The 25,557-nt window shown below is 42.6% G+C and carries 19 protein-coding genes; 9 read left to right on the top strand and 10 right to left on the bottom strand.

All coding sequences use genetic code 11. The features are described from left to right. Positions 1-22 precede the first annotated feature (22 nt). Positions 23-985 carry a DUF362 domain-containing protein gene (locus tag H6G57_RS19685; RefSeq protein ID WP_190521574.1) on the top strand — a complete coding sequence of 321 codons (963 nt, stop codon included), beginning with the start codon at positions 23-25 and terminating at the stop codon, positions 983-985. Positions 986-1,008: 23 nt separating this feature from the next. Here H6G57_RS19685 and mdh read toward each other — a convergent pair whose 3' ends face one another. The 6 genes from mdh to H6G57_RS19655 all read right to left on the bottom strand — a co-directional run bounded on the left by mdh (position 1,009) and on the right by H6G57_RS19655 (position 6,015). Further along, positions 1,009-1,983 (bottom strand): malate dehydrogenase, encoded by a 975-nt coding sequence (gene mdh, locus H6G57_RS19680; RefSeq protein ID WP_190521572.1) that lies wholly within the window; start codon positions 1,981-1,983, stop codon positions 1,009-1,011. Between the two features lie 120 nt (positions 1,984-2,103). Beyond that, complete coding sequence (locus tag H6G57_RS19675) at positions 2,104-2,319, bottom strand: NAD(P)H-quinone oxidoreductase subunit O (protein ID WP_190521570.1); 216 nt, start codon at positions 2,317-2,319, stop codon at positions 2,104-2,106. Positions 2,320-2,564: 245 nt separating this feature from the next. Then, entirely contained in the window at positions 2,565-3,434 is an 870-nt protein-coding gene (locus H6G57_RS19670; RefSeq protein WP_190521567.1) for a DNA-formamidopyrimidine glycosylase, read from the bottom strand. Positions 3,435-3,437: 3 nt separating this feature from the next. After that, complete coding sequence (locus H6G57_RS19665) at positions 3,438-3,752, bottom strand: photosystem I reaction center subunit IV (protein ID WP_190521566.1); 315 nt, start codon at positions 3,750-3,752, stop codon at positions 3,438-3,440. A 241-nt stretch (positions 3,753-3,993) separates the two neighbouring features. Further along, a complete protein-coding gene (locus tag H6G57_RS19660) occupies positions 3,994-4,722 on the bottom strand; it encodes an MORN repeat-containing protein (RefSeq protein ID WP_190521679.1) in 729 nt (242 codons plus the stop codon). A 75-nt stretch (positions 4,723-4,797) separates the two neighbouring features. Next, on the bottom strand, positions 4,798-6,015 hold the full coding sequence (locus H6G57_RS19655; protein WP_190521564.1) for a hypothetical protein: 1,218 nt from the start codon (positions 6,013-6,015) through the stop codon (positions 4,798-4,800). A gap of 631 nt (positions 6,016-6,646) precedes the next feature. Here H6G57_RS19655 and H6G57_RS19650 point away from each other — a divergent pair. The 5 genes from H6G57_RS19650 to H6G57_RS19630 all read left to right on the top strand — a co-directional run bounded on the left by H6G57_RS19650 (position 6,647) and on the right by H6G57_RS19630 (position 20,276). Further along, positions 6,647-10,219 (top strand): TIGR03032 family protein, encoded by a 3,573-nt coding sequence (locus tag H6G57_RS19650; protein WP_190521562.1) that lies wholly within the window; start codon positions 6,647-6,649, stop codon positions 10,217-10,219. Between the two features lie 72 nt (positions 10,220-10,291). After that, the gene (locus tag H6G57_RS19645; RefSeq protein WP_190521560.1) at positions 10,292-17,287 is read left to right on the top strand and encodes an FG-GAP-like repeat-containing protein; all 6,996 of its coding nucleotides are present in this window, start codon (positions 10,292-10,294) and stop codon (positions 17,285-17,287) included. A 154-nt stretch (positions 17,288-17,441) separates the two neighbouring features. Then, the gene (gpmI, locus tag H6G57_RS19640) at positions 17,442-19,040 is read left to right on the top strand and encodes a 2,3-bisphosphoglycerate-independent phosphoglycerate mutase (protein ID WP_190521558.1); all 1,599 of its coding nucleotides are present in this window, start codon (positions 17,442-17,444) and stop codon (positions 19,038-19,040) included. A gap of 78 nt (positions 19,041-19,118) precedes the next feature. Next, on the top strand, positions 19,119-19,346 hold the full coding sequence (secG, locus tag H6G57_RS19635) for a preprotein translocase subunit SecG (RefSeq protein ID WP_072717279.1): 228 nt from the start codon (positions 19,119-19,121) through the stop codon (positions 19,344-19,346). Positions 19,347-19,547: 201 nt separating this feature from the next. Continuing rightward, a complete protein-coding gene (locus tag H6G57_RS19630; protein WP_190521556.1) occupies positions 19,548-20,276 on the top strand; it encodes a matrixin family metalloprotease in 729 nt (242 codons plus the stop codon). A 961-nt stretch (positions 20,277-21,237) separates the two neighbouring features. Here H6G57_RS19630 and H6G57_RS19625 read toward each other — a convergent pair. From H6G57_RS19625 to H6G57_RS19610, 4 genes are all read right to left on the bottom strand, one after another. Then, entirely contained in the window at positions 21,238-21,381 is a 144-nt protein-coding gene (locus H6G57_RS19625; RefSeq protein ID WP_242049031.1) for a type II toxin-antitoxin system HicB family antitoxin, read from the bottom strand. 267 nt (positions 21,382-21,648) lie between these two features. Continuing rightward, complete coding sequence (locus H6G57_RS19620) at positions 21,649-21,891, bottom strand: antitoxin family protein (protein WP_190521552.1); 243 nt, start codon at positions 21,889-21,891, stop codon at positions 21,649-21,651. A 168-nt stretch (positions 21,892-22,059) separates the two neighbouring features. Further along, on the bottom strand, positions 22,060-22,869 hold the full coding sequence (locus tag H6G57_RS19615; protein WP_190521550.1) for a CFI-box-CTERM domain-containing protein: 810 nt from the start codon (positions 22,867-22,869) through the stop codon (positions 22,060-22,062). Between the two features lie 129 nt (positions 22,870-22,998). Then, positions 22,999-23,178: a hypothetical protein gene (locus H6G57_RS19610; RefSeq protein ID WP_190521548.1), complete on the bottom strand. Its 180-nt coding sequence runs from the start codon at positions 23,176-23,178 to the stop codon at positions 22,999-23,001. A 218-nt stretch (positions 23,179-23,396) separates the two neighbouring features. On the opposite strand from H6G57_RS19610, the gene H6G57_RS19605 reads away from it, so the two are divergent. The 3 genes from H6G57_RS19605 (at position 23,397) to H6G57_RS19595 (ending at position 25,502) form a co-directional block, all read left to right on the top strand. Continuing rightward, complete coding sequence (locus tag H6G57_RS19605) at positions 23,397-24,788, top strand: NB-ARC domain-containing protein (RefSeq protein WP_190521545.1); 1,392 nt, start codon at positions 23,397-23,399, stop codon at positions 24,786-24,788. Between the two features lie 121 nt (positions 24,789-24,909). Next, on the top strand, positions 24,910-25,110 hold the full coding sequence (locus H6G57_RS19600; protein WP_190521543.1) for a hypothetical protein: 201 nt from the start codon (positions 24,910-24,912) through the stop codon (positions 25,108-25,110). Continuing rightward, positions 25,101-25,502 carry a type II toxin-antitoxin system VapC family toxin gene (locus tag H6G57_RS19595; RefSeq protein ID WP_190521541.1) on the top strand — a complete coding sequence of 134 codons (402 nt, stop codon included), beginning with the start codon at positions 25,101-25,103 and terminating at the stop codon, positions 25,500-25,502. The genes H6G57_RS19600 and H6G57_RS19595 overlap by 10 nt, the downstream gene beginning before the upstream one ends. Positions 25,503-25,557: the final 55 nt, after the last annotated feature.

Below are 25,557 nucleotides of genomic sequence, written 5' to 3'. Positions count from 1 at the left end.
CATCCTATAGGATTCCAGATTTATGCCAACTGTGTCTTTAATTCGGGCTAATTCTTATCACCTTCAAGCCCTAGAAACGTCCTTGAAAACATTACTGGAACCCTGGGGCGGCATAACAGCCTTTGTAAAACCGGGCGATCGCGTTCTTCTCAAACCCAATTTATTAACGGGAAGTCGTCCCACAAAAGAATGCGTTACTCGACCGGAATTGGTGGCTGCCGTTGCTAAACTGGTGATTGAGGCGGGAGGAAAACCCTTTTTAGGGGATAGTCCCGCCTTTGGGAGTGCTTTGGGAGTCGCCCTGAAGAATGGTTATTTACCCTTGATTGAATCGTTAAATTTGCCTATTGTAGAATTTCAGGGGAAACGTTATCAAACTGTTAGTGAAGGGTTTGATCATTTACGCTTAAGTAAAGAAGCGATGGAAGCGGATGTGGTGATTAATTTACCCAAACTAAAATCCCACGTTCAACTTACCCTAACAATGGGAGTTAAAAACCTCTTTGGTTGTGTCCCCGGAAAAATGAAAGCCTGGTGGCATTTAGAAGCCGGAAAAGATGTTAATCGGTTTGGGGAAATGTTAGTAGAAACCGCAAGAGCCATTAACCCTAATTTAACGATTTTAGATGCTATTATCGGTCATGAAGGTAATGGCCCCAGTGGAGGCGAACCCCGTGAATTAGGGATTTTAGCTGCTTCTGATCACGTTTTTTCCCTCGATAGAACAATTGTTGATCTGATCCAGGTTGATCCGAATTTGGTTCCCACTGTTGCAGCCTCTCAACGATTGGGATTATGCCCTGAATTAACAGATATTAATTATCCGTTATTAACCCCCAAAGAATTACAAGTTTCCGACTGGAAATTACCCGATGCTTTAGTTCCTATCGATTTTGGTTTACCTCGTGTCTTAAAATCCACTTTCCGACATTTTTATATTCGCTGGATTAAAGAACCGATGGCAACTTATAGCCAAAACAAGTAATCAGTTATTAAGTATCCGCATCATCAGTTATCAGTTATCATTTCTAAAGCTTGATTAATTCCTTCGCGAACAGATTCTGCACATTTCATTAAGGCTTCATGTTCGGATTCTGTTAAATCGAGTTCTAAAACTCGTTCAACTCCTCGACATCCTAACCAAGCTGGAACCCCTAGGAAAATATCATTTAAACCGTATTGTCCTTGTAAATAACAACAGGTGGGTAATAGTCTCGATTGTTGACGTAAAATTGATTCAACCATAATTCTCACCGAAGATGCGGGTGCAAAATAAGCTCCTCCCGTTTTTAATAATTCAACAATTTCTCCCCCTCCTTTGCGGGTACGTTCAACAATTTTATTAATCGTTTCTGGCTCGATTAATTCTGTAATAGGAATGCCATTAACAGTGGTATAACGAGGTAAGGGAACCATTAAATCGCCATGACTTCCTAATACGGTTGCATCAATATTTGACACAGACATTCCTAACTCTATTCCTAAAAAAGCTTCAAATCGCGCGGAATCTAAAACCCCAGCCATCCCCATAATTCGATGGGGTTCAACCTGGGTCACTTTCCAGGCAATATACGTCATAATATCAAGAGGATTTGTGACAATAATCAACACCGCATCGGGGGAATATTCAATAGACTTTTTCGCAGCCTCCGCTACAATTTTGGCATTAATACTAATTAAATCATCTCGACTCATCCCTGGAATTCGTGGTTTTCCAGCCGTAATTACCACAATATCTGAACCCGCCGTATCTTCATAATTGTTAGTCCCTGTAACGTGTCGGTCATGACGTTCAACGGCTCCCGCTTGCATTAAATCTAATGCAATTCCTTGGGGAACTCCTTCTAAAACATCTAATAAAACAACATTAGCAATATTTTGTTCGACAATCCGTTGGGCAAGGGTACTGCCTACTTTCCCAGCACCAATAATTGAAACCCGTGTGGAATGACAAGAGGCAGGAAAAAACGGAGTAGATAGCATAATCAGATTCTCACAACTTGAAATACTAGAATGTCAACTACCCGCCACTGAGCGGAGTACCACTACAGTGGGGGCTTGTATCTGAAGTCCACCGCAATTCTGAGAACCGCTATAAGTTAACTATTGGGCGGCTTCCAATTGGTCAAGTCTTAACCAAATATTGGGGGTAGGAACTTGCCCAAATTTAACTAAAGCATAGTCTCCTCGCAGTTCCATGATTTCCCCTTTGGTTTCAAAAAGATAAGGAGAAAACCGGGTATCACTGGCTTTTGCCTCTAAGCTGTTTTCTAACTTTTCCCGAACTGCATGAACAAAGTCACCTTTTTTAATCGCCATAGCTCGTTAACTTAAAGTGGTAATAGAATCTTTTTTCAAATTTTATAGCACTACGGGCAAGGGAACAGGGAACAGGGAACACCGAACAGTAGGGAGTGAAAGGGTTTGCTGGATTTAGAATTGTTCTAACTGTAATGCGTAGGGCTATAAAGGTTTATAGTCTTTATTTTCTATCTGATTCGTAATTCGTAATTCGTAATTCGTAATTCGTAATTCGTAATTCGTAATTCGTAATTCGTAATTCCCTATTCCCTGTTCCCTTCCCCTTGACATTGAGGACAAAAATGAGCAGACCGTCCCGCCAGCTTTAAGCGTTCAATGGGGGTTTCACAGATGCGACAAGGCTCTCCAGTCCGATTGTAAACCCAAGCAGTACCCCCATAGTTGCCATTTATCCCTTGAACGTTAAGAAAGTTGCGAATAGTTGTCCCCCCGGCTTGAATACTTTTTTCTAAGACTTGAATAATATGGCTTCGTAACGCTTCGAGTTGTGGACGAGTTAACGAGGTGCAAGGGGTTGTGGGGCTAATACCACTTAAAAATAACGCTTCATCTGCATAAATATTTCCCACTCCCGCCACTAATTTTTGATCTAAAAGGGCTGATTTTATAGGCCGTTGACGCTTTTTAAATTGGTCTTGTAAATAGTCAACGGAAAATTCTGCTGCAAACGGTTCGGGGCCTAAATTATTTAATCCGGTAATAATATTAGAAATTTTTTGATCAGGAGGAACCCACCACATTTGACCAAAGGTGCGCTGATCCACAAATCTTAACTCTCGATTTTTAGCAAAAAATAAGCGAATACGAGTGTGTTTTTGTAAGGGATCTTCTTGATCAACCCACAATAATTGTCCGGTCATCCGTAGATGAACCCCTAACCAGCCTCCAGGGGTGTTCTCTGGGTCTAATTTAACTAATTCTGCTAATAAATATTTTCCTCGGCGATGCCACTGAGCGATCGCCATTCCCGTTAAATTCTGCCAAAATTCATCAACAGAAAAAGGGTAGGCGAGGGTGCGATTTAACAACACCTCCCCACCCATAACGGCTTGGTTCAAGGTCACTTGATTGAGACCTTGGCGAACGGTTTCAACTTCCGGTAGTTCCGGCACCGACTAATTTCCTTCGGTTCCTTGGTTCGGATCACCGACACGAGTGGGACTACCACCAGGAACTGTGCGATCTTTCGCTTCTACAGGAGTTTGAGGGCCACTTTTCCCTTTCGTGCCACCTTTGCTGGGGCCTGCAACTTCCACGACTTCAGACAAAGCAAAGTTGTTGGTATTGACGGTTGCATAGTTCACTTTGTCAAAGCGAACGATAACAGGGTATTTGATACCACTGGAGTCTACAGAAGCCACTGTACCCACTTCTTGATACCAGTAAGACTCTTTGCGTAAGATACGAACTTTAGAACCACGTTGAACCATTGGTTTATCTTCCCCTTTTTAATGAAAAGAACGGATAAAGACGTTTAATGTTCAGGGTACTACTGGATCGGTTGTCTGGGTTCATTTCAGTCTTTAAGTTTTATTGCTAACTGAATTTAACAATCACCGAGGCATATATTACATAGCAATAAAAATGTCAAGTTTTTTTAGGGTTGAGTTACAAAACTTAACATTTATCTAGGTTGAAGTTAGAATCCCTGTCCCTTGAGCGCAGGGAGTGTTAAACCTTTTTGCCATCCCGAAAAGACCCTGGAAAACGCTTGCCTTTGGCATCAATAATCGTCCCTTGACCATGAGGAACTCCCCCTCGAAATTCTCCTTCGTAGCGAGTCCCATTGGCAAAGGTGCAGCTTCCTTTGCCATCGAGTTCTTGATTAAAAAACTGTCCTTGACAGCGAGTCCCATTAATTCGGGTAAACACCCCTTGACCAAAGGGCGATCCGGCGAAGAATTCCCCTTCATAGCGATCGCCATTGGCATAAATAAATTGGCCTCGACCATTAGGTTGACTACTGACCGTACCACTGCCAATTTCTCGCACCAGTTTAAACGAGCCAATATAGCGATCGCCATTGGCAAAAACTACCGTTCCCTGACTGATATTGCCATCTTTAAATACCCCAATCACACGAGCATCATCAGCAAAAATAAACACCCCTTGTCCATTGGGTAAACCATTGCGGAATTGACCTTCATAGCGATCCCGATTGGCATAAACGTAAATGCCACGTCCTTCCGGTTTACCGTTAACAAACTCTCCCTGATAGTTATCTCCTCCCTCATAATTACACTTGACTTTTCCGGTAGGTAATTGTCCTTCACAAACGGGAGGACGCTTACCTTCAGTTTGCTGTGCCATTGCAGCCAGTGGATTAGCAATCTCAATCGCCATCGCTAAAGTCGATAAAATTAGTGTTAAAGAACCCAGTTTTCGCATCGAACACAACATGGTTACTCCTACCATGAAAAAATTCTACAAATTACTAAAGATCAAACCCCGTTTCGTCAGTCCTTTTTAACTGGACTAACTCATGGGACGGGAGGATCGCAGACTAATATTATTAATTTTTTGATCCGTCGGTGGATTGGTAGCCCCTACAGATTTAGCGATCTCAACACCATTTTGCTCAAAAATAACAATGGGTTCGCCTCCGGTATCAAACTTAACTCGTTTGACGAGAACTTGACCATTAGACACACGCTGTCCAACGGTTACATAACGACTGGTAGGTTCTGCGGGAGCTTTGAGAATCACTTTCGTTTGATTTCCCACTTGTAATACCCCAGTAACTTCCATGCCCTGTGCTAAGTCTGTAGATGGAGGCGGAGGCACAAAGGGTTGAACGGCAACAGGTTTTGGGGGTGGGGGTGGAGGTGGATTCGGATCACGCCAAGACGGGGGGGCCGCTGTATTGGGAAGGGCTGGTAAATCAGGAACTTGGGCAATGGGTAAAGTTGGTAACGTGGGAACAGTTCTCCGAGGTGCAACGGTTCGAGGGGTTGGTGTTGTTCCCCTGGCGTTAGGAGATAAGGATTGAGAGGGATTACGAGCCGCTCCATTGCCCGATGTTGTTCTCTGAGTGGGTGTTGTTCCCCTGGCGTTAGGAGATAAGGATTGAGAGGGATTACGAGCCGCTCCATTGCCCGATGTTGTTCTCTGAGTTGGCGGGTTAGACCCTCTATTGGGAGCCATTTGAGATGGGCTAAATCCGGTATTGGGAGAGGTACGGGTTTGTGGCGCCGGAATGCTCACACTGGCAGTCCTCCAGCGAAGAGGAGGTTCAGCAACGGGTAATTTAGGTAAATCTGGCACAGTACGAGTGCTTTGTTCGGGTGCTTCTGGTGTTTCTCCAGGGTCGAGAGTTTGGGTTACGATTACAGGAGGCAAAACTCCAAAGGGATCATCTACCGCAGCATTAGGAGCCGTTGTTGTGGCGGGTGCTACGGGGGTTCCTGTTTGACGTTTACCCAGAAGATTTAACCGTTCTTCAGGATTAGTCGATTGAATTAGACCCGCACCCGCAGCGACGTTGGATTGTTCTTTGACTAAGGGATCTTTAAACGGAGCAATTTGGCCCGGAGTGGGTGTTGCATTGGGTTGGGGTGAAGCAGCAACTTCAGGGGAAGCCGCTGGAGAAGTTGTTGGACTGGGTGTAGAGGCTGTTTCTTCAGGTGGTGAACCGCATCCTCCGAGCCCAACTGTGAAAATACCGATGGAGATCAGAAACCAAAGTTGACGCATTGCCAGTCCCCAAAACACAGTTGATACAATTTAAGGATACCCAATCTTAATCTGGATCAACTTCATATTATCAAATTAACGCTGGAGTAACCAACACCAAGGTTTCACTTCTCCCCTCTTGCGTCAATCAATGCAAGCTGTCCTTTTAAAAAAACTTCGTTTTTGTATTTGGTATTAGAAAAAATTTGGGCGATTGCCTACGACATCAGCAAATCCAATCGCTTCCTAGACAAAAGCTCTAGCGGTAAAAAATTGTAAAGATTTTCCGACAGTGACAGCTATAGGAATATTATAGAAATTGGAGATGCTTCTAAGCTGTTAAGCAATCTACTTTTTTAACCCGATCTAAGCTATAGAAAGGTTTCAGGTACCTAACTATACAATTTAAAGGGGCGACAGGTTAGCAACATTTTAAACTCTGTATCCCCTTCAAGCAAGGCCACTTGTATTACAAGAGTTTCAGGATTTCCCAATGGCCTATTTAGGGACTCAATAAGTGTCCAAACATAATTATTTGCACATTTGGTGATTCCAGGTTCCCGGTTTTTTTCTCAACTGGGTGATTTGTTTTACATAAGCACTTAACATCTGAGCCAATTCAACTTTTTGGACTTGGCTCAAGTAATAACCCATGAACAATCCTAAAACCCTAACGGTTCCTTTCTCGCGGCACTTTCTGGAATGGCTACACCAACAGCAAGTCAGCGTCGCCCTAACTACCTACCAAACAAACCGCCTTTGTTTGATCGGAGTCCAACCTAACGGCCAAATTTCCACCCCGGTTTGGGAATTTGAGCGACCCATGGGACTGTATACAACATCAGAACGCTTTTACCTTGCTACCCGCTATCAAATTTGGCGGTTTGAAAATATCCTCGAAAATGGGGAACTTTTACAGGATAAATATGATCACGTTTATGTCCCTCGCATTGCCTACACCACCGGAGATTTAGACGTACATGACCTTGTAGTTGATCCTCAAGGTAACATCATCTTTGCCAATACCGAATATAGCTGTTTAGCGACGCTCCATCCCCAGCACAGCTTTACCCCTGTATGGCAACCGAATTTTATCAGTAAACTCGCCCCGGAAGATCGCTGTCACCTCAACGGGTTAGCCGCCGTTAACGGTATTCCCCGCTATGTAACGGCGGTGAGTTGTTCGGATGTAGCATCAGGTTGGCGACATCGAAGGGGTGATGGGGGAGTGGTGATTGATATTCAAACCAACGATATCATCGCTAGGGGGTTATCGATGCCCCATTCGCCTCGATGGTATCAAGGGAAATTGTGGTTACTCAACTCAGGAACAGGTGATTTCGGCTATATCGAAAACGGTGAATTTGTCCCCGTTACCTTTTGTCCCGGTTATGGACGGGGGTTAGCCTTTGTCGGAGATTTTGCCGTTGTGGGTTTATCTAAACCTAGGGACTATCATTTTTCCGGTTTATTACTCGGAGAAAAACTGCAACAAAAACAAGCCGAAGCCCGTTGTGGCATCTTAATTATTGACATAAAAACCGGAAATATTGTCGAGTGGCTAGATATGGATACCGAAGCCACAGAACTTTATGATGTGGCGATTTTGCCCCAAGTTCAATGTCCGATGACTTTAGGGTTTAAAAGTGGAAATATTGCTAAATTAGTAACTATTGGTAGCCCCACAAAAACCCAGAAAAAAGTCATCTCTTTTAGTCTTTGGGGCAATGATCCTATCTACAATATCGGTGCGGTTAAAAATGCGGAATTAGCGCTTAAAATTTATCCGGGTTGGATTTGTCGGTTTTATGTAGATGAAACCGTTCCCAAAGAAACGTTAGAACGTTTATCGGCTTGGAATCATGTAGAAATCATCCCAATGCAAACCCCCTCTCAAAATTGTACCGGATCATTTTGGCGGTTTCTAGCCCTGAATGATCCAGATGTCGAAATTACAATTATTCGGGATACGGACTCGCGGCTTAATCAACGGGAAAAAGCCGCCGTTGATGAATGGTTAACCAGTCCTTTTCCGTTTCATATTATGCGAGATCATCCTTTGCATCGAAGCAAAATTATGGGAGGAATGTGGGGATTTAAAGGGAATTTAGAAATCAAAACTGCTATCAATAATTATGTTAAAATTCACACTGAATCTTTAACGAAAGGCATTGATCAACGGTTTTTGAACGATGTCATTTATCCTTTGGCTCAATATCAAAGTTTGGTTCATGATGAATTTTCCGAAGGAAAACCCTTTCCAATTTCTCGTCAACATACTGAATATGTCGGGCAGATTTTTCGAGAAGATGAGACGACGATTTCAGAATTAGATGACATCCTAGAACAACACTTAAGGACGTTAAAAAACCCACAATTAAAAGCAGCAAAAGATGAATTTGAACGGGGGCAAGATTTCAAAAAACAAGGAAAAATTGAACAAGCGATCGCTTGTTTCCAAAACGCTATAACAGCCGAACCAAACTATATTCCTGCTCACAATAATTTAGGAACCTTACTCCAACAGCAAAATCGCTTATCTGAAGCCATAACTTGTTATCAAAACGCTCTAAAAATTAACCCGGATTCAGCGTTAACCTTAACTAACTTAGGGTCAATTTATCTAATTAAAACCCAGCTAAATCAAGCCGAGGAGTTATTAAAACGCGCCTTGGAATTAAACCCTGAGCTTGTTCCGGCGTTGTACAATTTAGGTTTATTGTATAAACAACAAGCTAAATTAGACGAAGCGATTCAACTCTTTCAAACCGCAGCTAAACACCAACGAAACTACGCCGATGCCTATTTTCAACTTGGGCAAATTTGGGAATTTCAGAGTCAATTTACCTTAGCGAAACTCGCCTATGAACGAGTGCAAAGCCTCAACCCTAATGCTGAATATTTATATCCCCATATCGGGTTTGTGAAACTGAATCTCTGCGACTGGGAAAACTATGATCATTTTGTCCAAGATTTGATGAATTCCACGACCCAATATATACAGGAAGACCAGAAAGGGTTTACCTTAGCTCCCTTTCAGTTAAACGCCCTTCCAATTCCCCCCGAATTATCCCTAGCCGTTGCCCAAAAACACGCCGCAGGAATTGAGAAATCAATAGCTGAGAAAAAACCGCAATTCATCTATTCTCAAAAAACCGATAAATTGCGGGTGGGTTATGTTTCCCCCGATTTCTATAGTCACGCCGTCGGACGGTTAATTTATCAAATCTTTGAAAACCATAACCGAGAAGAGTTTGAAATCTTTGGCTATAACCTATTAAATGTCAACGATGAAGTCACAGAAAGGATTAAAAATGGCTGTGATCAATTTCGAGATATTTCCCAACTTTCTGCCTCTGATGCGGCTGTGCAAATTAACGCTGATGGCATTGATATTTTAATCGATTTAGCGGGTTATACAGGATACGGTAAACCGGAAATATTGGCTTATCAACCTGCCCCCATACAAGCAAGTTTTCTGGGATATCCCAATACAATGGGCGCGAATTTTATCCCCTACTTGCTAACGGATGAATGGGTAGTACCACCGGATTTAGCTAAAAATTATAGCGAGTCAATCATCTATTTACCCCATCAGTTCATCTGTTCACCGATGGAGATTTCCAACAAACAATTTAGTCGGGCTGAATTCGGGTTGCCAGAAGATGGTTTTGTCTTTGTTTGCTACAACCGACATTTTAAAATTACGCCGGATTTATTTGCCGTTTGGATGGGAATCTTACAGCAAGTTGAAGGCAGTGTTTTGTGGTTATCTGAACCGACAACAGAGGAAGTTATCAATAATTTACACAAAAAAGCTGCTGCTTCTGGAGTTGCACCCGAAAGACTAATTTTTGCCCCCAAAATTCCCCACCCCGAATATCTCGCCCGCTTACAACTGGCAGATTTAGCCTTAGATACGTGGATATATAGTGGCGGTTCTACCACTGTAGCAGCGTTGTGGGCGGGTGTACCCGTACTGACAAAACCCGGTGACACCAACGCCTCCCGCATGGGGGCCAGTATTTGTGCCAGTGGTGGACTCCCAGAAATGATTGCTCACAGTGTGGAGGAGTACGAACAAAAGGCCATTGACTGGGCCACCCATCCCCAGAAGTTGCAACAGTGGCGTCAACGGTTACAAAAACGAGATGCCCCGTTATTTAACGTATCAGGGTTTGTCAGCCACTTAGAAGAGGCATTTCGACAAATGGGAAACCGTTAACCCCCAACCATCAGAAGCATCTTGATACCCATTAGGGATAAACCGACTACCCAATTAAAGGAAATTAAGAAAATGACTTCTAGTTTTAACTTTACCGAAAACACCAACATCTCCCTCACTGGTGTTTCCTTTAGTTCCGTCAGCACCGCCGACTTCGACAAAGATGGGGACATCGACATCCTGCTCACAGGTGAAGATAGTTCATATAACCCCATCAGCAAAATCTATAGCAACAACGGCAGTGGCGGTTTTAGCCAAAACACCAACGTCTCCCTCACCGGTGTTAAATATAGTTCCGTCAGCACCGCCGACTTTGACAAAGATGGTAACATCGACATCCTGCTCACGGGCCAGGATAGTTCATATAACCCCATCAGCAAAATCTATAGCAACAACGGCAGTGGGGGATTTAGCGAAAACACCAACGTCTCCCTCTCCGGTGTTTCCTATAGTTCCGTCACCACGGCCGACTTCGACAAAGATGGTAACATCGACATCCTGCTCACGGGGAAAGATAGTTCAGGAAACCCCATCAGCAAAATCTATAGCAATAACGGCAGTGGGGGATTTAGCGAAAACACCAACGTCTCCCTCACCGGTGTTGCCTATAGTTCCGTCACCACCGCCGACTTTGACTCTGATGGTGACATCGACATCCTGCTCACGGGCCAGGATAGTTCATATAACCGCATCAGCAAAATCTATAGCAACAACGGCAGTGGGGGATTTAGCGAAAACACCAACGTCTCCCTCTCTGGTGTTTACCATAGTTCCGTCAGCACCGCCGACTTTGACTCTGATGGTGACATCGACATCCTGCTCACGGGCCAGAATAGTTTATATCAACGCATCAGCAAAATCTATAGCAACAACGGCAGTGGGGAATTTAGCGAAAACACCAACGTCTCCCTCACCGATGTTGGCAATAGTTCCGTCAGCACCGCCGACTTCGACAAAGATAGCCACATCGACATCCTGCTCACGGGCCAGGATAGTTCATATCAACGCATCAGCAAAATCTATAGCAACAACGGCAGTGGGGGATTTAGCGAAAACACCAACGTCTCCCTCACCGATGTTGGCTATAGTTCCGTCAGCACCGCCGACTTCGACAAAAATAGCCACATTGACATCCTGCTTACGGGCCGGGATAGTTCAGGAAACCCCATCAGCAAAATCTATAACAACATCCCCACCTTCACTCCCCCCACCCTCAGCAGTTTTACTAGCCCCGTTGACACCACCAACGAAGACACGGAAGTCGAACTCACCTTTGCCGAATTCGCCGCCCAAGGCAATGAAGCGGACAGTGATGGCACGGTGGATGCCTTTGTCGTTAAATCCGTTAGTAGTGGGACGTTAAAAATTGGCAACGATGCAGCCAGCGCCACAGCTTGGGTTGCCGGGAGTAATGAGACGATAGATGCCACGAAAAAAGCTTATTGGACACCGGATGCTAACGTTAACGGCACGGTCAACGCTTTGCAAGTGGTAGCTAAAGATAACGATGGTTTAGAGTCTCCTACCCCAGTCACCGCCCAAGTTACGGTCACGGCCGTTAACGATGCGCCCGTATTAGATAATACCAACTTCACCTATAGCCTCACCACCATTAACGAAGATGATAGCACCTCCATTGGGGATGTTATCAAAGATATAATTCCGATTGGGAGTATCAAAGAAAACACCAACGTCTCCCTCACGGGTGTTCGCAATAGTTCCGTCACCACCGCCGACTTCGACAAAGATGGGGACATCGACATCCTGCTCACAGGTGAAGATAGTTCAGGAAACCCCATCAGCAAAATCTATAGCAACAACGGCAGTGGCGGTTTTAGCGAAAACACCAACGTCTCCCTCTCCGGTGTTTCCTATAGTTCTGTCAGCACCGCCGACTTCGACAAAGATGGTAACATCGACATCCTGCTCACGGGCTGGGATAGTTCATTTAAGCCCATCAGCAAAATCTATAGCAACAACGGCAGTGGCGGTTTTAGCGAAAACACCAACGTCTCCCTCTCCGGTGTTTTCGAGAGTTCTGTCAGCACCGCCGACTTTGACTCTGATGGTAACATCGACATCCTGCTCACGGGCTGGGATAGTTCATTTAAGCCCATCAGCAAAATCTATAGCAACAACGGCAGTGGCGGTTTTAGCGAAAACACCAACGTCTCCCTCTCCGGTGTTAAATATAGTTCCGTCACCACCGCCGACTTTGACTCTGATGGTAACATCGACATCCTGCTCACGGGCATCGATAGTTCATTTAAGCCCATCAGCAAAATCTATAGCAACAACGGCAGTGGCGGATTTAGCGAAAACACCAACGTCTCCCTCTCCGGTGTTAAATATAGTTCCGTCAGCACCGCCGACTTTGACTCTGATGGTGACACCGACATCCTGCTCACGGGCTGGACTGGTTCTAACCCCATCAGCAAAATCTATAGCAACAACGGCAGTGGCGGTTTTAGCGAAAACACCAACGTCTCCCTCTGGGGTGTTTACCATAGTTCCGTCACCACGGGTGACTTTGACTCTGATAACTACACCGACATCCTGCTCACAGGCTTGACTCTTTCTGGTTTCATCAGCCAAATCTATAGCAACAACGGCAGTGGGGGATTTAGCGAAAACACCAACGTCTCCCTCACTGGTGTTTACGAGAGTTCTGTCAGCACCGCCGACTTTGACTCTGATGGTAAAATCGACATCCTGCTCACGGGCAACAGTAATTCTGGTTACATCAGCAAAATCTATAACAATCTTTTCCCCATATCCGATGTAGACACCACCACCCTCACCAAAGCGGTTGCTATCACTACTGCCGACAATAACGGCACTTGGCAATATTCCACCAATGGCACAACTTGGACGAACTTCCCCGCCGTCAGCAACAGTAACGCCCTATTATTAGATGCGAGTAACAAAGTCCGCTTCCAACCCAACACCAACTATAACGGTACTATTGCCACTGCCCTCACGTTCCGCGCTTGGGATAAGTCCACAGGTACAGTCGGAAGTACCGCCAACACCAGTATTAACGGCGGGACAACAGCCTTTAGCGTCAACACTGCTACCGCATCCATTACGGTAACGGCAGTTAACGACGCTCCAACTGCGACTCCTATCACGGCTCAAACCGTTAACCAAGATAGCAATTTTAATCTCAATATTGTTAATAATTTTAGCGATGTTGATGGAGACACCCTAACCTATACCGCCACCTTAGCTGATGGTACAACTTTACCCAGTTGGTTAACTTTAGACAGCACAAGCGGAGCATTTACCGGAATACCGACTAACAGTGATGTCGGAAATATTGCTATCAAAGTTACAGCTAAAGATAGTAGTAATGCTACTGTTGAAAACAGTTTCCAACTCACTGTTGCTAACGTTAACGATGCTCCTACAGGTAATGTTAGTATTACAGGGACAGCAACACAAAACCAAACCTTAACCGCAACAACTAATACCTTAGCGGATGCGGATGGTTTAGGAACATTAAATTATCAATGGCAAGATTCAGCCGATAATGGAGTCACCTGGACTAACATTAGTGGAGCGACTAATAATACTTTTACCTTATCTCAAGCACAAGTTGGGAAAAAGGTACAGTTCAAAGTTAGTTATACTGACCTATTAGGGACAGCAGAAACCGTTAATAGTAGTCCAACTTCTGTGGTTACTAACGTTAATGACTTACCCACAGGAACCGTTAGTATTACGGGTACAGCAACACAAAACCAAATTTTAACCGCAACCAATACCTTAGCGGATGCGGATGATTTAGGAACATTAAATTATCAATGGCAAGATTCATTCGATAATGGAGTCACCTGGACTAATATTAGTGGAGCGATTAATAATACTTTGACCTTATCTCAAGCACAAGTTGGGAAAAAGGTACAGGCAAAAGTTAGTTATACTGACGGACAAGGGACAGTAGAAACTGTTAATAGTACACCCACAGCTACCGTTGCTAATATTAACGACTTACCCACAGGAACAGTTAGTATTACAGGGACAGCAACACAAAACCAAATCTTAACCGCAACCAATACCTTAGTGGATGCGGATGGTTTAGGAACATTAAATTATCAATGGCAAGATTCATTCGATAATGGAGTCACCTGGACTAATATTAGTGGAGCGATTAATAATACCTTCATCTTATCTCAAGCAATAGTTGGGAAAAAGGTACAGTTCAAAGTTAGTTATACTGACGGACAAGGGACAGTAGAAACTGTTAATAGTAGTCCGACTTCTGTGGTTACTAACGTTAATGACTTACCCACAGGAACCGTTAGTATTACGGGTACAGCAACACAAAACCAAATTTTAACGGCAACCAATACCTTAGCGGATGCGGATGGTTTAGGAACATTAAATTATCAATGGCAAGATTCATCCGATAATGGATTCACCTGGACTAATATTAGTGGAGCGATTAATAATACTTTGACCTTATCTCAAACACAAGTTGGGAAAAAGGTACAGTTCAAAGTTAGTTATACTGACGGACAAGGAACAGTAGAAACTGTTAATAGTAGTCCAACTTCTGTGGTTACTAATATTAACGATGCTCCCACTGCGACTGCTATCACGGCTCAAACCGTTAACCAAGATAGCAATTTCAGTCTGAATATTGCTAATAACTTTAACGATATTGATGCAGGAGATAGTTTAACCTATACCGCCACCTTAGCCGATGGTACAACTTTACCCAGTTGGTTAACTTTCGACAGCACAAGCGGAACATTTACCGGAACACCGACTAACAGTAATGTCGGAAATCTTGACATTAAAGTTATCGCAACCGATAGTAGTAATGCCACCGTTGAAAATAGTTTCCAACTAACAGTTAATAACATTAACGATGCTCCAACTGCGACTGCTATCGGGAACCAAACCGTTAACGAAGATAGCAATTTCAATCTCAATATTGCTAATAACTTTAACGATATTGATGCAGGAGATAGTTTAACCTATAGCGCCACCTTAGCGGATGGTACAACTTTACCCAGTTGGTTAACGTTTAATAGCACAACGGGAACCTTTACCGGAACACCGACTAACAGTGATGTCGGAAATCTTGACATTAAAGTTATCGCAACCGATAGTAGTAATGCCACCGTTGAAAATAGTTTCCAACTAACAGTTAATAACATTAACGATGCTCCAACTGCGACTGCTATCGGGAACCAAACCGTTAACGAAGATAGCAATTTTAATCTCAATATTGTTAATAACTTTAGCGATATTGATGCAGGAGATAGTTTAACCTATAGCGCTACCTTAGCGGATGGTACAACTTTACCCAGTTGGTTAACGTTTAATAGCACAACCGGAGCATTTACAGGAACACCGACTAACAGTGATGTTGATGCGTTGACTATTAATGTTACTGCTACCGATAAAAGCGGGGCAAGTATTAGCGATAGTTTCCTGTTGAGCATTATACCAACACCGACACCAACACCGACGGTAACACCCACGCCGGAACCCACACCGACACCCACGGTAACACCAACACCGGAGCCCACACCGACACCAACGGTAACACCAACACCGGAGCCCACACCGGAACCCACGGTAACACCAACGGTAACACCAACACCGGAACCAACGGTAACGCCCACACCGACACCAACGGTAACACCCACACCGGAGCCCACACCGGAACCCACGGTAACACCAACACCGGAGCCCACACCGACACCAACGGTAACACCCACACCGGAGCCCACACCGGAACCAACGGTAACACCAACGGTAACACCAACACCGGAACCAACGGTAACGCCCACACCGGAACCCACACCGGAACCAACGGTAACACCAACGGTAACACCAACACCGGAACCAACGGTAACGCCCACACCGGAACCCACACCGGAACCAACGGTAACGCCCACACCGGAACCAACGGTAACACCCACACCGGAACCCACACCGACACCAACGGTAACGCCCACACCGGAACCAACGGTAACACCCACACCGGAGCCCACACCGACACCAACGGTAACGCCCACACCGGAACCCACACCGACACCAACACCGGAACCCACGCCGACACCAACACCCAACCTCAGTCGTGATATTTATGACCCTAGTAAGTCTATTAAAACCATAGAATTTCCTGCCTTAAAACCTAACAATATCTCCCAATCCCAGGTTTCCAATGATGGAAATGAGGAGATTTTAGGTACAGCCGAATCTGATCAAATCTTTGGTAAAGAAGGTAACGACAACATTGAAACCGGAGAGGGTGACGACGACATTAACGGCAATCAAGGTAACGACTATATCAATGCTGGCAACGGCAAAGATAAAGCTTTGGGTGGCAAAGACAACGACCAAATCGACGGTGGCGATGATGATGATGACTTGTTTGGCAACCTTGATAACGATACCATTGCTGGAAATGATGGCAATGACTCGATTAATGGTAACGAAGGAGATGACCTAATTGATGGTGGCGATGGCAAGGATCAACTCTTTGGAGGTGAGAATAATGACTTAATTAAAGGTGGTGATAAAGATGATATCATCTTCGGCAACCTGGGAACTGACCTAATAGAAGGAAACGACGGTGACGATATCCTCTTTGGGAACGGAGATAGTGATACAATCTCTGGTAACTCCGGGGATGACCTGATTTACGGAGGCGAGGACAACGACCTGCTCGATGGCAACGAGGGCAATGATGCACTCTGGGGTGATGACGGTGATGATACCCTTGATGGTGGCCAAGACAACGATATTCTCACCGGAGGTAAAGGTAACGATATCCTGGTGGGGGCCTCCGGTGCTGATACCCTGACTGGAGGCGAAGGCAGTGACCGCTTTGTTCTGGTTTCAGGATTTGGCCCCGATACCATTACTGACTTTACTTCTGGGGTGGATATTATCGTCCTTGATGGCGGTCTCACCTTTGAACAACTGACTTTAACCCTGGTCAATGGTTCAACTCAAATTCAGGTCAATAATCAAATTCTCGCTACCCTGAATAACGTTGATCCTAACTTGTTGACCTTTGATAACTTTACGACTTCTATCTTCTAAGAAATCTCAAAGTTATTCCAAATTATTTTTTAAAAGAGAGATTAAGCCCTGCTTAGTCTCTCTACGGTTTTCTTCACCATCTCCACTCTTCTACTAACTCACGATGGTATGATAGATGGGAAAATTACCACAACAAACGAAAAGGTAACTTGGCATGGCACCAAAGTCTGTATCTCCCGTTGTACTGATCATTTTAGACGGATGGGGTTATCGTGAACAAACCGACGGAAATGCCATCGCCGTTGCAAATACTCCTGTGATGGATAGTCTATGGACAGCTTATCCGAGAACCTTAATTCGCACCTCTGGGAAGGCGGTGGGTTTACCCCAGGGTCAAATGGGAAATTCAGAAGTCGGTCATTTGAATATTGGTGCGGGGCGAGTTGTTCCTCAAGAGTTAGTGAGAATTTCCGATGCGGTGGAGGATGGCACGATTCAAAATAACCCCGCACTGTTACAAGTTTGTCAAGATGTTTTAGAGAGAAATAGTAAATTACACTTGATGGGTTTGTGTTCCGATGGCGGTGTTCACTCCCATATCGACCATTTAATCGGACTTTTACACTTAGCAAAAGCCAAAAATATTAGAGAGGTTTGCATTCATGCCATCATGGATGGTCGTGATACCAATCCTAAAGATGGGATTAAATATATTAAGCAACTTCAAGAACAAATTGATGCTATTGGTATGGGTCGCATTGTAACAATTAGTGGTCGTTATTATGCAATGGATCGAGATAAACGCTGGGATCGAGTTAAACAAGCTTATGATATTATGACCACCGATGGCGAAGGCAATGGATTATCGGCGGTTGATCTAATGTTATTGTCCTACGCTGAAGGCATTAACGATGAGTTTGTGGTTCCTTCTCGCATCGCATCAGGGGCGGTGGAAGCCGGAGATGGGGTAATTTTCTTTAATTTTCGTCCTGACCGCGCGAGAGAGTTAACTCAAGCCTTTGTTGACCCTAATTTTTCTGGATTTGAACGTTCTTATATTGAACCCCTGAGCTTTGTCACGTTTACCCAATATGACCCCCATTTCCCTGTATTAGTTGCCTTTGAACCTCAAAATCTCAATAATATTCTCGGACAAGTCATCGCCGAACACGGGTTACAACAATTGCGAACCGCAGAAACAGAAAAATATGCTCACGTCACCTATTTTTTTAATGGCGGTTTAGAAGAACCTTTTCCTGGGGAAGACCGAGAATTAATTCCCAGTCCCTCCGTTGCTACTTATGATTTACAACCGGAAATGTCGGCGGCTGAAGTCACGGATGTGGCGATTGAAGGAATTGAAAAGGGGATTTACTCGCTCATTGTAATTAATTATGCAAATCCTGATATGGTCGGACATACGGGGATGATGGACGCGGCGGTAAAAGCCATTGAAACCGTTGATCACTGTTTAGGGTTTTTGTTAGAAAGTATTAGTAAAGCTGGAGGAACAGCGATTATTATTGCTGATCATGGTAACGCTGAATATATGTCCGATGCTGAGGGAAATCCTTGGACAGCCCACACAACGAACCCCGTTCCCTTTATCCTAATAGAAGGGGAAAAACGCAAAATACCGGGTTATGGAACTGATGTTCCCTTACGGACAGATGGCTGTTTAGCGGATATCGCCCCCACGATTTTGCAGATTTTGGGGATTCCCCAACCCCCGGAAATGACAGGTCGTTCTATGATTGAATCGGCGGCCTATGAGGTTCGAGAAAATCGAACACCAATACGGATGCGACTATAACCCCATTCTTGAAAAAATAGTTTAAACTTAAGGGTTTGACGGTTTAATTTTTTTCGTTCAAATTATCAACTTTTTACCATGATTACTCAAGTCTTACAAGCCATTTGGTCTTTATCTGCTCTAGGTATTATTATTTTAGTCTTACTCCACAGTCCCAAAGGAGATGGAATTGGCGGTATTGGTGGACAAGCTCAACTCTTTACTAGCGCTAAAAGTGCTGAAACTACTTTAAATCGAATTACTTGGATGTTAGCCATTATTTTTATGGGAATTACTGTTATTTTAAGCGCAGGTTGGATTAAATAATCAGTTATCAGTTATCAGTTATCAGTTATCAGTTATCAGTTATCAGTTATCAGTTATCAGTTATCAGTTATCAGTTATCAGTTATCAGTTATCAGTTATCAGTTATCAGTTATCAGTTATCAGTTATCAGTTATCAGTTATCAGTTATCAGTTATCAGTCAAGACTTTGGAGTCAATTAAACTAATTTTATAGCAACGGACATGGCTATTAGGACAAAATATAAGCGTGTCATCTATGCCATAAGCGGAATAGGGACTGCTATAATCATAGTTCTGACCCTTTTAATCAGCCAAGTTTCAACTATTGCGACTGACGATAAAATTCCGTTTAAACCTCATCCATTACCAGAACGTTTAGCAAATTGGAACGATTTAAACAATAAAGGTGATTATTTTGATCAAATTGAACCCGCTAATTTTGGTTATTTAGTTTTTTCAAAATTTCCGATTAAAGTTTATATTGAGAATGTTGATTCTAATCCCCAGTGGAAAGAAACGGTTTCAGCCGCTATTTTAAAATGGGATAATTATTTACCTTTAAATTTAGTTGAACAACCGCAAGATGCAGATATTGAAATTATTAGAAAAAATCCTCCCCTAGACCCTCAGAAAAAACGAGCAAGTTCCGCAGAAACCCGCTATCAAGTTTCTATTAAAAATACTCCTGAAGGATTTCCCTATTTATCCCATCACTTCACAATTTGGTTAAGTCCCACCCAAACCGGACAATATATTGAAGCCGCCGTCCTTCATGAATTTGGTCATGCGTTGGGAATTTGGGGTCATAGTCCCGAACAAACAGACGTGATGTATTTTTCCCAAGTTCGAGAACCTCCGCCAATTTCCGTTAGAGATATTAATACTTTAAAACGAATTTATCAACAACCCACTCGTTTAGGATGGCCTGTATTAATCGCTCCCAAGACTTAAGGCCTGGTACAGAATGACCAGACCTTAGCGTTAGAATGTAAACTAAGTTGACTCAAGCAGATTTCAGGTAAGTTAGATAAAAAAATCAAGATACTCAACTAACGTGGACAAGATATTGCAACGATTCCAATCAGGAGTATTGTACTAGCAAAGTCGATACAGACCTTTTTTATGACATTGACCCCAGAGTTTACTCAATTCCTCAAGAACTCCAAGCGAGTCACAGACCCTCTACAACGTCAACATTTTTGGTAGTTCACATTGCCTCTGACGGCGTTGCAATTGGATTAAAGCACGACGGACACAAGCTCTTAATCCGGGGGTTGTTATCAACGTTGGTGTGTTGTTGATTTGTGTCCTATGACTATTAACATAACATAAGTTTCTGGGTTGCCAACCCTAATTTACTAAATGTGACACTCTTTAATATTCCGTAATAATTCATCAAACCTTAGATCCCGATCTCAACGATAGTTTTATAGTTTTGTTAAGCTGAAAACCCCTGATTACAGCTTTGATCAGATCCCCCTAAATCCCCCTTGAAAAGGGGGACTTTGATCTCCTGTCCCCCCTTTTTAAGGGGGGTTAGGGGGGATCATTGACTTGAGATCAGAGCAAAAGAATTCGGGTTTGAGTGCTTACTTTTAGCGCGATTGTTGACGGACTTTAATCTGAATTAATTTTACTCCGGCTGAAATGCGACGATGCTCCGCCTAGCCGAAGGCGATCGCAATTTTGGAAAATCAATAGGTTATTATACTAGATATTTAATGGGTTAACAGTTAACATGGTTTCCAATCAATTACTAGAACTCGAAAACTTTATCCATCAATTATCTGTAGAAGATAAGTTATGGTTATTAGGACAAATTATGATAAACACTTTGAGCAGGTCGGTTTTATTGCTTTATTGCGAGATTGATTATTGGGTTTTGCGATCGCTTCATAAATTGGCAATAAAATCATCTGCTGTTACTTGAGCTTATTTCTACTAAAGGACATTCTTCAAGATAGAGTCTTGTCGCTTCTTTAAGATTAGCGATCGCTTCTTCGAGGGTTGCGCCTTGGTCAACTGTTCCTACTTCTGGACACTCGGCTATGTACATATCATCTTCTCTGTAAATTATGGCAGTTAAACTTTTAGTTTTCATTAATATTTTTAGGGAATGATTTTTATGTATTTAGCATATCCGATTTACAAATAGCTGGAAGTCCAAATAATCGTAGGGGCGAGGCGCGCCTCGCCCCTACTTGAGCTAAAGGGAATTATTCAAAATATTAATATATCAACATCTTTAATCGCAGTTCTAGGAAACTAAAGATCGATCACATTTCTAGGAAGCGGATCATTGACATACATTAAAATATTTGTGTCAACGGCGTTCATGCAACATATTCCGTGTAAACCGAGGGGAATTAGAAGGAATAGGGTTTTGTTGCATTCTCTCCACAAGTTGCTTTAGAAACTTCTGTCTAGTGCCAATATCAGTGATCTGGGGTGGAATGACTTGGGGTGATTGCACAAAAAGCTCAACTTCAACCCCTTCAGGCAAGTTACAGGGGTTTTTCAGAATAAATGTGCCATTCCGGTAAATTGCTTTCAAAGCTTGAGGCATAATCATACTAAAGTGAATCTAGGGTCATAGCATTTCAATGCCACTGGATTCTCATTATAGTTTAGATTTTGTTCTGCTGATTGTGTGCAACCTGAATCAATTTCACTTCGGCTGAAATGCGATCGCATTTTTGGAAAACTAGCACCGACTATTAACTCGGTTTCTCAATTAATTTTTTGTAATTCCTTGATTTCTCATCCACGTCGCTAAACTTTCTAGTTGTCGTCTAACAAATCTCTTAATTCTGGGTTTTTGGTTGATATATTCAGCAACACTAGGACTTAATTGATAGTACATTTCAACCAATTTATTTCCTATCCAATGAGTTAACAATTTTTCATCTCTAAAAGTACGAAATGTATCTAAGTCAGGGTGTATTGGAGTCGAATAAGCTGCTGTTGCAATGAAGCAACCGCTACTCTTTTCTAAGTATAAGGGGCAAATTTTTGTATAGGATATTTTTGACAATGCTTTTCTGATAATCTTGAGTGCTTCATCTGATTCTTCTTTGATAGGCTTGAGAGTGCTTAATCGTTCTTTATTTTTACTGACATTGGGTTCAATTTCTCTGACATAATTCCCAATATTTTCATATCTTTGTAAGGTATTTTCATCAAAAAATTTTTCGTACTGGTCAAGCCATTGGTAAATCTGCACAAGCCTAGAGTCAATATATGCTCTGACTATCGAATCACTTTTGCAGCACGAAGCAATAAACTGTAACAAACCAAATAACTCAAATAAAGTGTCAGACGATATAACTTCGCCTTGGGAAGATCCCATAACGGCAGAAACTGAGATAATTTCGGATTTTGCTTCCGCATAGCCCGCATATGCTTCAAGAGCACTAATATAGTTATTCAGGGCTTGAGCATTATCTCCTCGCCCTTTGTAATACTCACCTCTCCCCATTAATCGCGAGACTTCATTGCTTGCTTGTGTAGCCCTTTGTATCTGCATATTTTCAATATCTGACATAGTTGATCGCTCCTTTTTTGTGTAGTTAAAACTTTTGTAATGACTATTTATGCGTTTAAATTGACATAAAAACGCACAGTTATACCGTGAAAACTTTATTGGTTAGATTGTAATAAAATTTACATTTCTTTATTTCATTTTTTTCAGAGTTGTTGCATAATAGTTGCCTTTACGCCATGCTTCCTCCTTAGATACTGCTCTGCCAGCGTGTTCATTCCCAACGTAAACATCGCCAGTTTTATCATCCCAAAAACAGTAATATTCAGAACCAGTTGCTGTTTTAACTGTTCCGACGTTTTGTCTTGCCATGTTTATTACTTACCCTAATAGTATTATGTTCTTATTGTTAGTTATTATCTGACTTTAAATTCTATATTGCAACCCCGCAAAAATGGGATTTAGGGGGATATTTATCAATGATAAAAACCTAAAAAAACAAGAAAATGTGAGATTTTGTGTTTAAAAAGGGGAAAATGTGGGATAATGTGAGCTAAGATTAGCCAGAATTACAACCCAATTGAACAGCTATGGAGATTCAAGAAGCCTTGAAGTGGACGGATGACCTGATTTTTGCCAAGACAGGAAAGCATCTGGACTCACTGCAACGGGCTATTTTGGAGGGTACATGGGAATTTCGAGGATACAAGGATATCGCTGATAACTATCACTGTAGTCCTGATCATGTTAGGAAAATGGCATCAGAATTATGGGAACTTCTCTCTGATCTGTTTGGAGAAGATGTAAAAAAAAAGAATGTTCGGTCTCTAGTCGAAAATAAAGTATTTTCTTATTTTAATAATGGAGTGCAAATTGGTAATCACATAAATGTCTGTAGCGATTTATATAATAATCCCAAAACCACAAAAGAACGATCACACTCCTCTAGCAACGAATCTCAACCCCGCCACGACCTCAGCGAAGCCCCAGAATACAATAATTGCCTCTATAATCGCACGGACGAACTCACCACCCTCAAACAATGGATACTCACAGAAAATAGCCGTATCGTCACCATCACCGGATTATCGGGTATCGGTAAAACAACCCTAGCGAGACAACTGGTAGAACAAATCAGAGATAACTTTGATTGCATTCTGTGGCGAACTCATCGCAAATTTCCGACTCTCAACGCCCTCAAAACCAACCTCATCGAGTTTTTCTCCCCAACTCACAAGAGCGAAAATCCATCAATTATTAACGATGTAGATTCCGGCTATTCTATCCTAGACGATTTGCGATCGCACCGTTGCTTAATCATTCTCGACGATTTCCAAGACACCTTAACCCCCCGTCAATTCGTCGGAAATTATCTCCCAGAATATGAAAATTATGGTAAACTGTTAACTGAAATTGGCAGAGCTCCCCATAATAGTTGTCTCCTGCTCCTCAGTTGGGAACAACCTATTGAAATTGCCAACTTAGAAACCGAAAACCGCTATTGTAAAACCCTACAACTCCAAGGTTTAGGTCAAGCTGCAACCCAACTTCTCGCTGAGAGAAAACTCACAGATCAGCAGAAATGGCCAGAACTGATTCAACGTTATAGCGGCAACCCCCTGTGGTTAAATATTATTGCTTCTACGATCAAAGATTTATTTAATGACCGTGTTGAGCAATTTTTATCCTATAAAACTCTATTTTTAGGAGATATAGAACCTTTAATAAAACAACATTATCAACGGTTATCCGAAGCTGAACAACTTCTGATGTTGTGGTTAGCGAACCAAGATCAAACAGTCAATATTTTGAGTAAACCCATAGAATTTTCATCTGATACCGATTTTTTAAGAGCAATTCAATCTTTGAAAAAACGGGGTTTAATTCAACAAGCTAGAAATAATAAAGAATCTTATTGGAGTCTTGAACCTGTGATTAAAGAATATGTGAAAACCCAATCTTCAAGTCATAGTAAACGTTAAAGAGATTGACTGTTGGTGGGTGTGCTGCGATGGATTACCTTACAGTATTTTATTGTTATATAATTTCTATAGATGAATAATTAGCACTTGCTTTGTATATTTTTTCAAACTGGGAGGATTTATGATAATTGATCAAATCATACAAGAACTCCAAAATATTCCAGAAGATAAACTGGCAGAAATTTATAACATAATTCAGGATTTTCGTTTAAGGTTAAATTCTGAAAACTCCCAACCTCGTATCCCTGGACTCCTTACCGGAAAACTGGGGGACGCATTCTTTGAACCCCTACCCGAAGAGGAACTCCAGCAATGGGAATAAGCTACCTCCTTGACACTCATATTCTTCTTTGGTGGCTTTTTAATGATCCCAAACTTAACAAAGAATGCCGAGATATCATTAGCCATCCGAACCATAATATTTTAGTTAGCAGTGTTTCCGCTTGGGAAATTGCTACAAAATACCGTATTGGAAAACTTCCTGAAGCTAAATTTCTGGTTGAGCATTATCAGGACATATTACACCAAGCCAAGTTCAACGAACTTACGATCACGGTCGCTCATGCTCTGAGAGCCGGAAACTTACCTATTTTACACCGAGATCCGTTTGACCGGATGCTGATGGCTCAAGCTGAACTGGAAAAACTGCCTATTATTACTTACGATCAAGCTTTCCACACTGGGTTAATTGAGGTAATTCCCTCTCCCAATTAAAAACGATGAGGTACACTTCAAAGTTGGTGCGTGCGCTGCGCTTACACACCCTACA

Origin of the sequence: Planktothrix sp. FACHB-1365 (genome assembly GCF_014697575.1) — a bacterium.
Taxonomy (GTDB): domain Bacteria; phylum Cyanobacteriota; class Cyanobacteriia; order Cyanobacteriales; family Microcoleaceae; genus Planktothrix.
This window is presented reverse-complemented; position numbering and strand designations above follow the sequence as displayed.

What these genes read in the sequence shown, in the direction of transcription:
- H6G57_RS19595 (WP_190521541.1), top strand. Translation starts at nt 25,101, where the DNA reads ATGGGAATAAGCTACCTCCTTGACACTCATATTCTTCTTTGGTGGCTT.
- gpmI (WP_190521558.1), top strand. Translation starts at nt 17,442, where the DNA reads ATGGCACCAAAGTCTGTATCTCCCGTTGTACTGATCATTTTAGACGGA.
- H6G57_RS19630 (WP_190521556.1), top strand. Translation starts at nt 19,548, where the DNA reads ATGGCTATTAGGACAAAATATAAGCGTGTCATCTATGCCATAAGCGGA.
- H6G57_RS19610 (WP_190521548.1), bottom strand. Translation starts at nt 23,178, where the DNA reads ATGGCAAGACAAAACGTCGGAACAGTTAAAACAGCAACTGGTTCTGAA.
- secG (WP_072717279.1), top strand. Translation starts at nt 19,119, where the DNA reads ATGATTACTCAAGTCTTACAAGCCATTTGGTCTTTATCTGCTCTAGGT.
- mdh (WP_190521572.1), bottom strand. Translation starts at nt 1,983, where the DNA reads ATGCTATCTACTCCGTTTTTTCCTGCCTCTTGTCATTCCACACGGGTT.
- H6G57_RS19660 (WP_190521679.1), bottom strand. Translation starts at nt 4,722, where the DNA reads ATGTTGTGTTCGATGCGAAAACTGGGTTCTTTAACACTAATTTTATCG.
- H6G57_RS19675 (WP_190521570.1), bottom strand. Translation starts at nt 2,319, where the DNA reads ATGGCGATTAAAAAAGGTGACTTTGTTCATGCAGTTCGGGAAAAGTTA.
- H6G57_RS19645 (WP_190521560.1), top strand. Translation starts at nt 10,292, where the DNA reads ATGACTTCTAGTTTTAACTTTACCGAAAACACCAACATCTCCCTCACT.
- H6G57_RS19600 (WP_190521543.1), top strand. Translation starts at nt 24,910, where the DNA reads ATGATAATTGATCAAATCATACAAGAACTCCAAAATATTCCAGAAGAT.
- H6G57_RS19620 (WP_190521552.1), bottom strand. Translation starts at nt 21,891, where the DNA reads ATGCCTCAAGCTTTGAAAGCAATTTACCGGAATGGCACATTTATTCTG.
- H6G57_RS19685 (WP_190521574.1), top strand. Translation starts at nt 23, where the DNA reads ATGCCAACTGTGTCTTTAATTCGGGCTAATTCTTATCACCTTCAAGCC.
- H6G57_RS19615 (WP_190521550.1), bottom strand. Translation starts at nt 22,869, where the DNA reads ATGTCAGATATTGAAAATATGCAGATACAAAGGGCTACACAAGCAAGC.
- H6G57_RS19605 (WP_190521545.1), top strand. Translation starts at nt 23,397, where the DNA reads ATGGAGATTCAAGAAGCCTTGAAGTGGACGGATGACCTGATTTTTGCC.
- H6G57_RS19655 (WP_190521564.1), bottom strand. Translation starts at nt 6,015, where the DNA reads ATGCGTCAACTTTGGTTTCTGATCTCCATCGGTATTTTCACAGTTGGG.
- H6G57_RS19650 (WP_190521562.1), top strand. Translation starts at nt 6,647, where the DNA reads ATGAACAATCCTAAAACCCTAACGGTTCCTTTCTCGCGGCACTTTCTG.
- H6G57_RS19625 (WP_242049031.1), bottom strand. Translation starts at nt 21,381, where the DNA reads ATGTACATAGCCGAGTGTCCAGAAGTAGGAACAGTTGACCAAGGCGCA.
- H6G57_RS19665 (WP_190521566.1), bottom strand. Translation starts at nt 3,752, where the DNA reads ATGGTTCAACGTGGTTCTAAAGTTCGTATCTTACGCAAAGAGTCTTAC.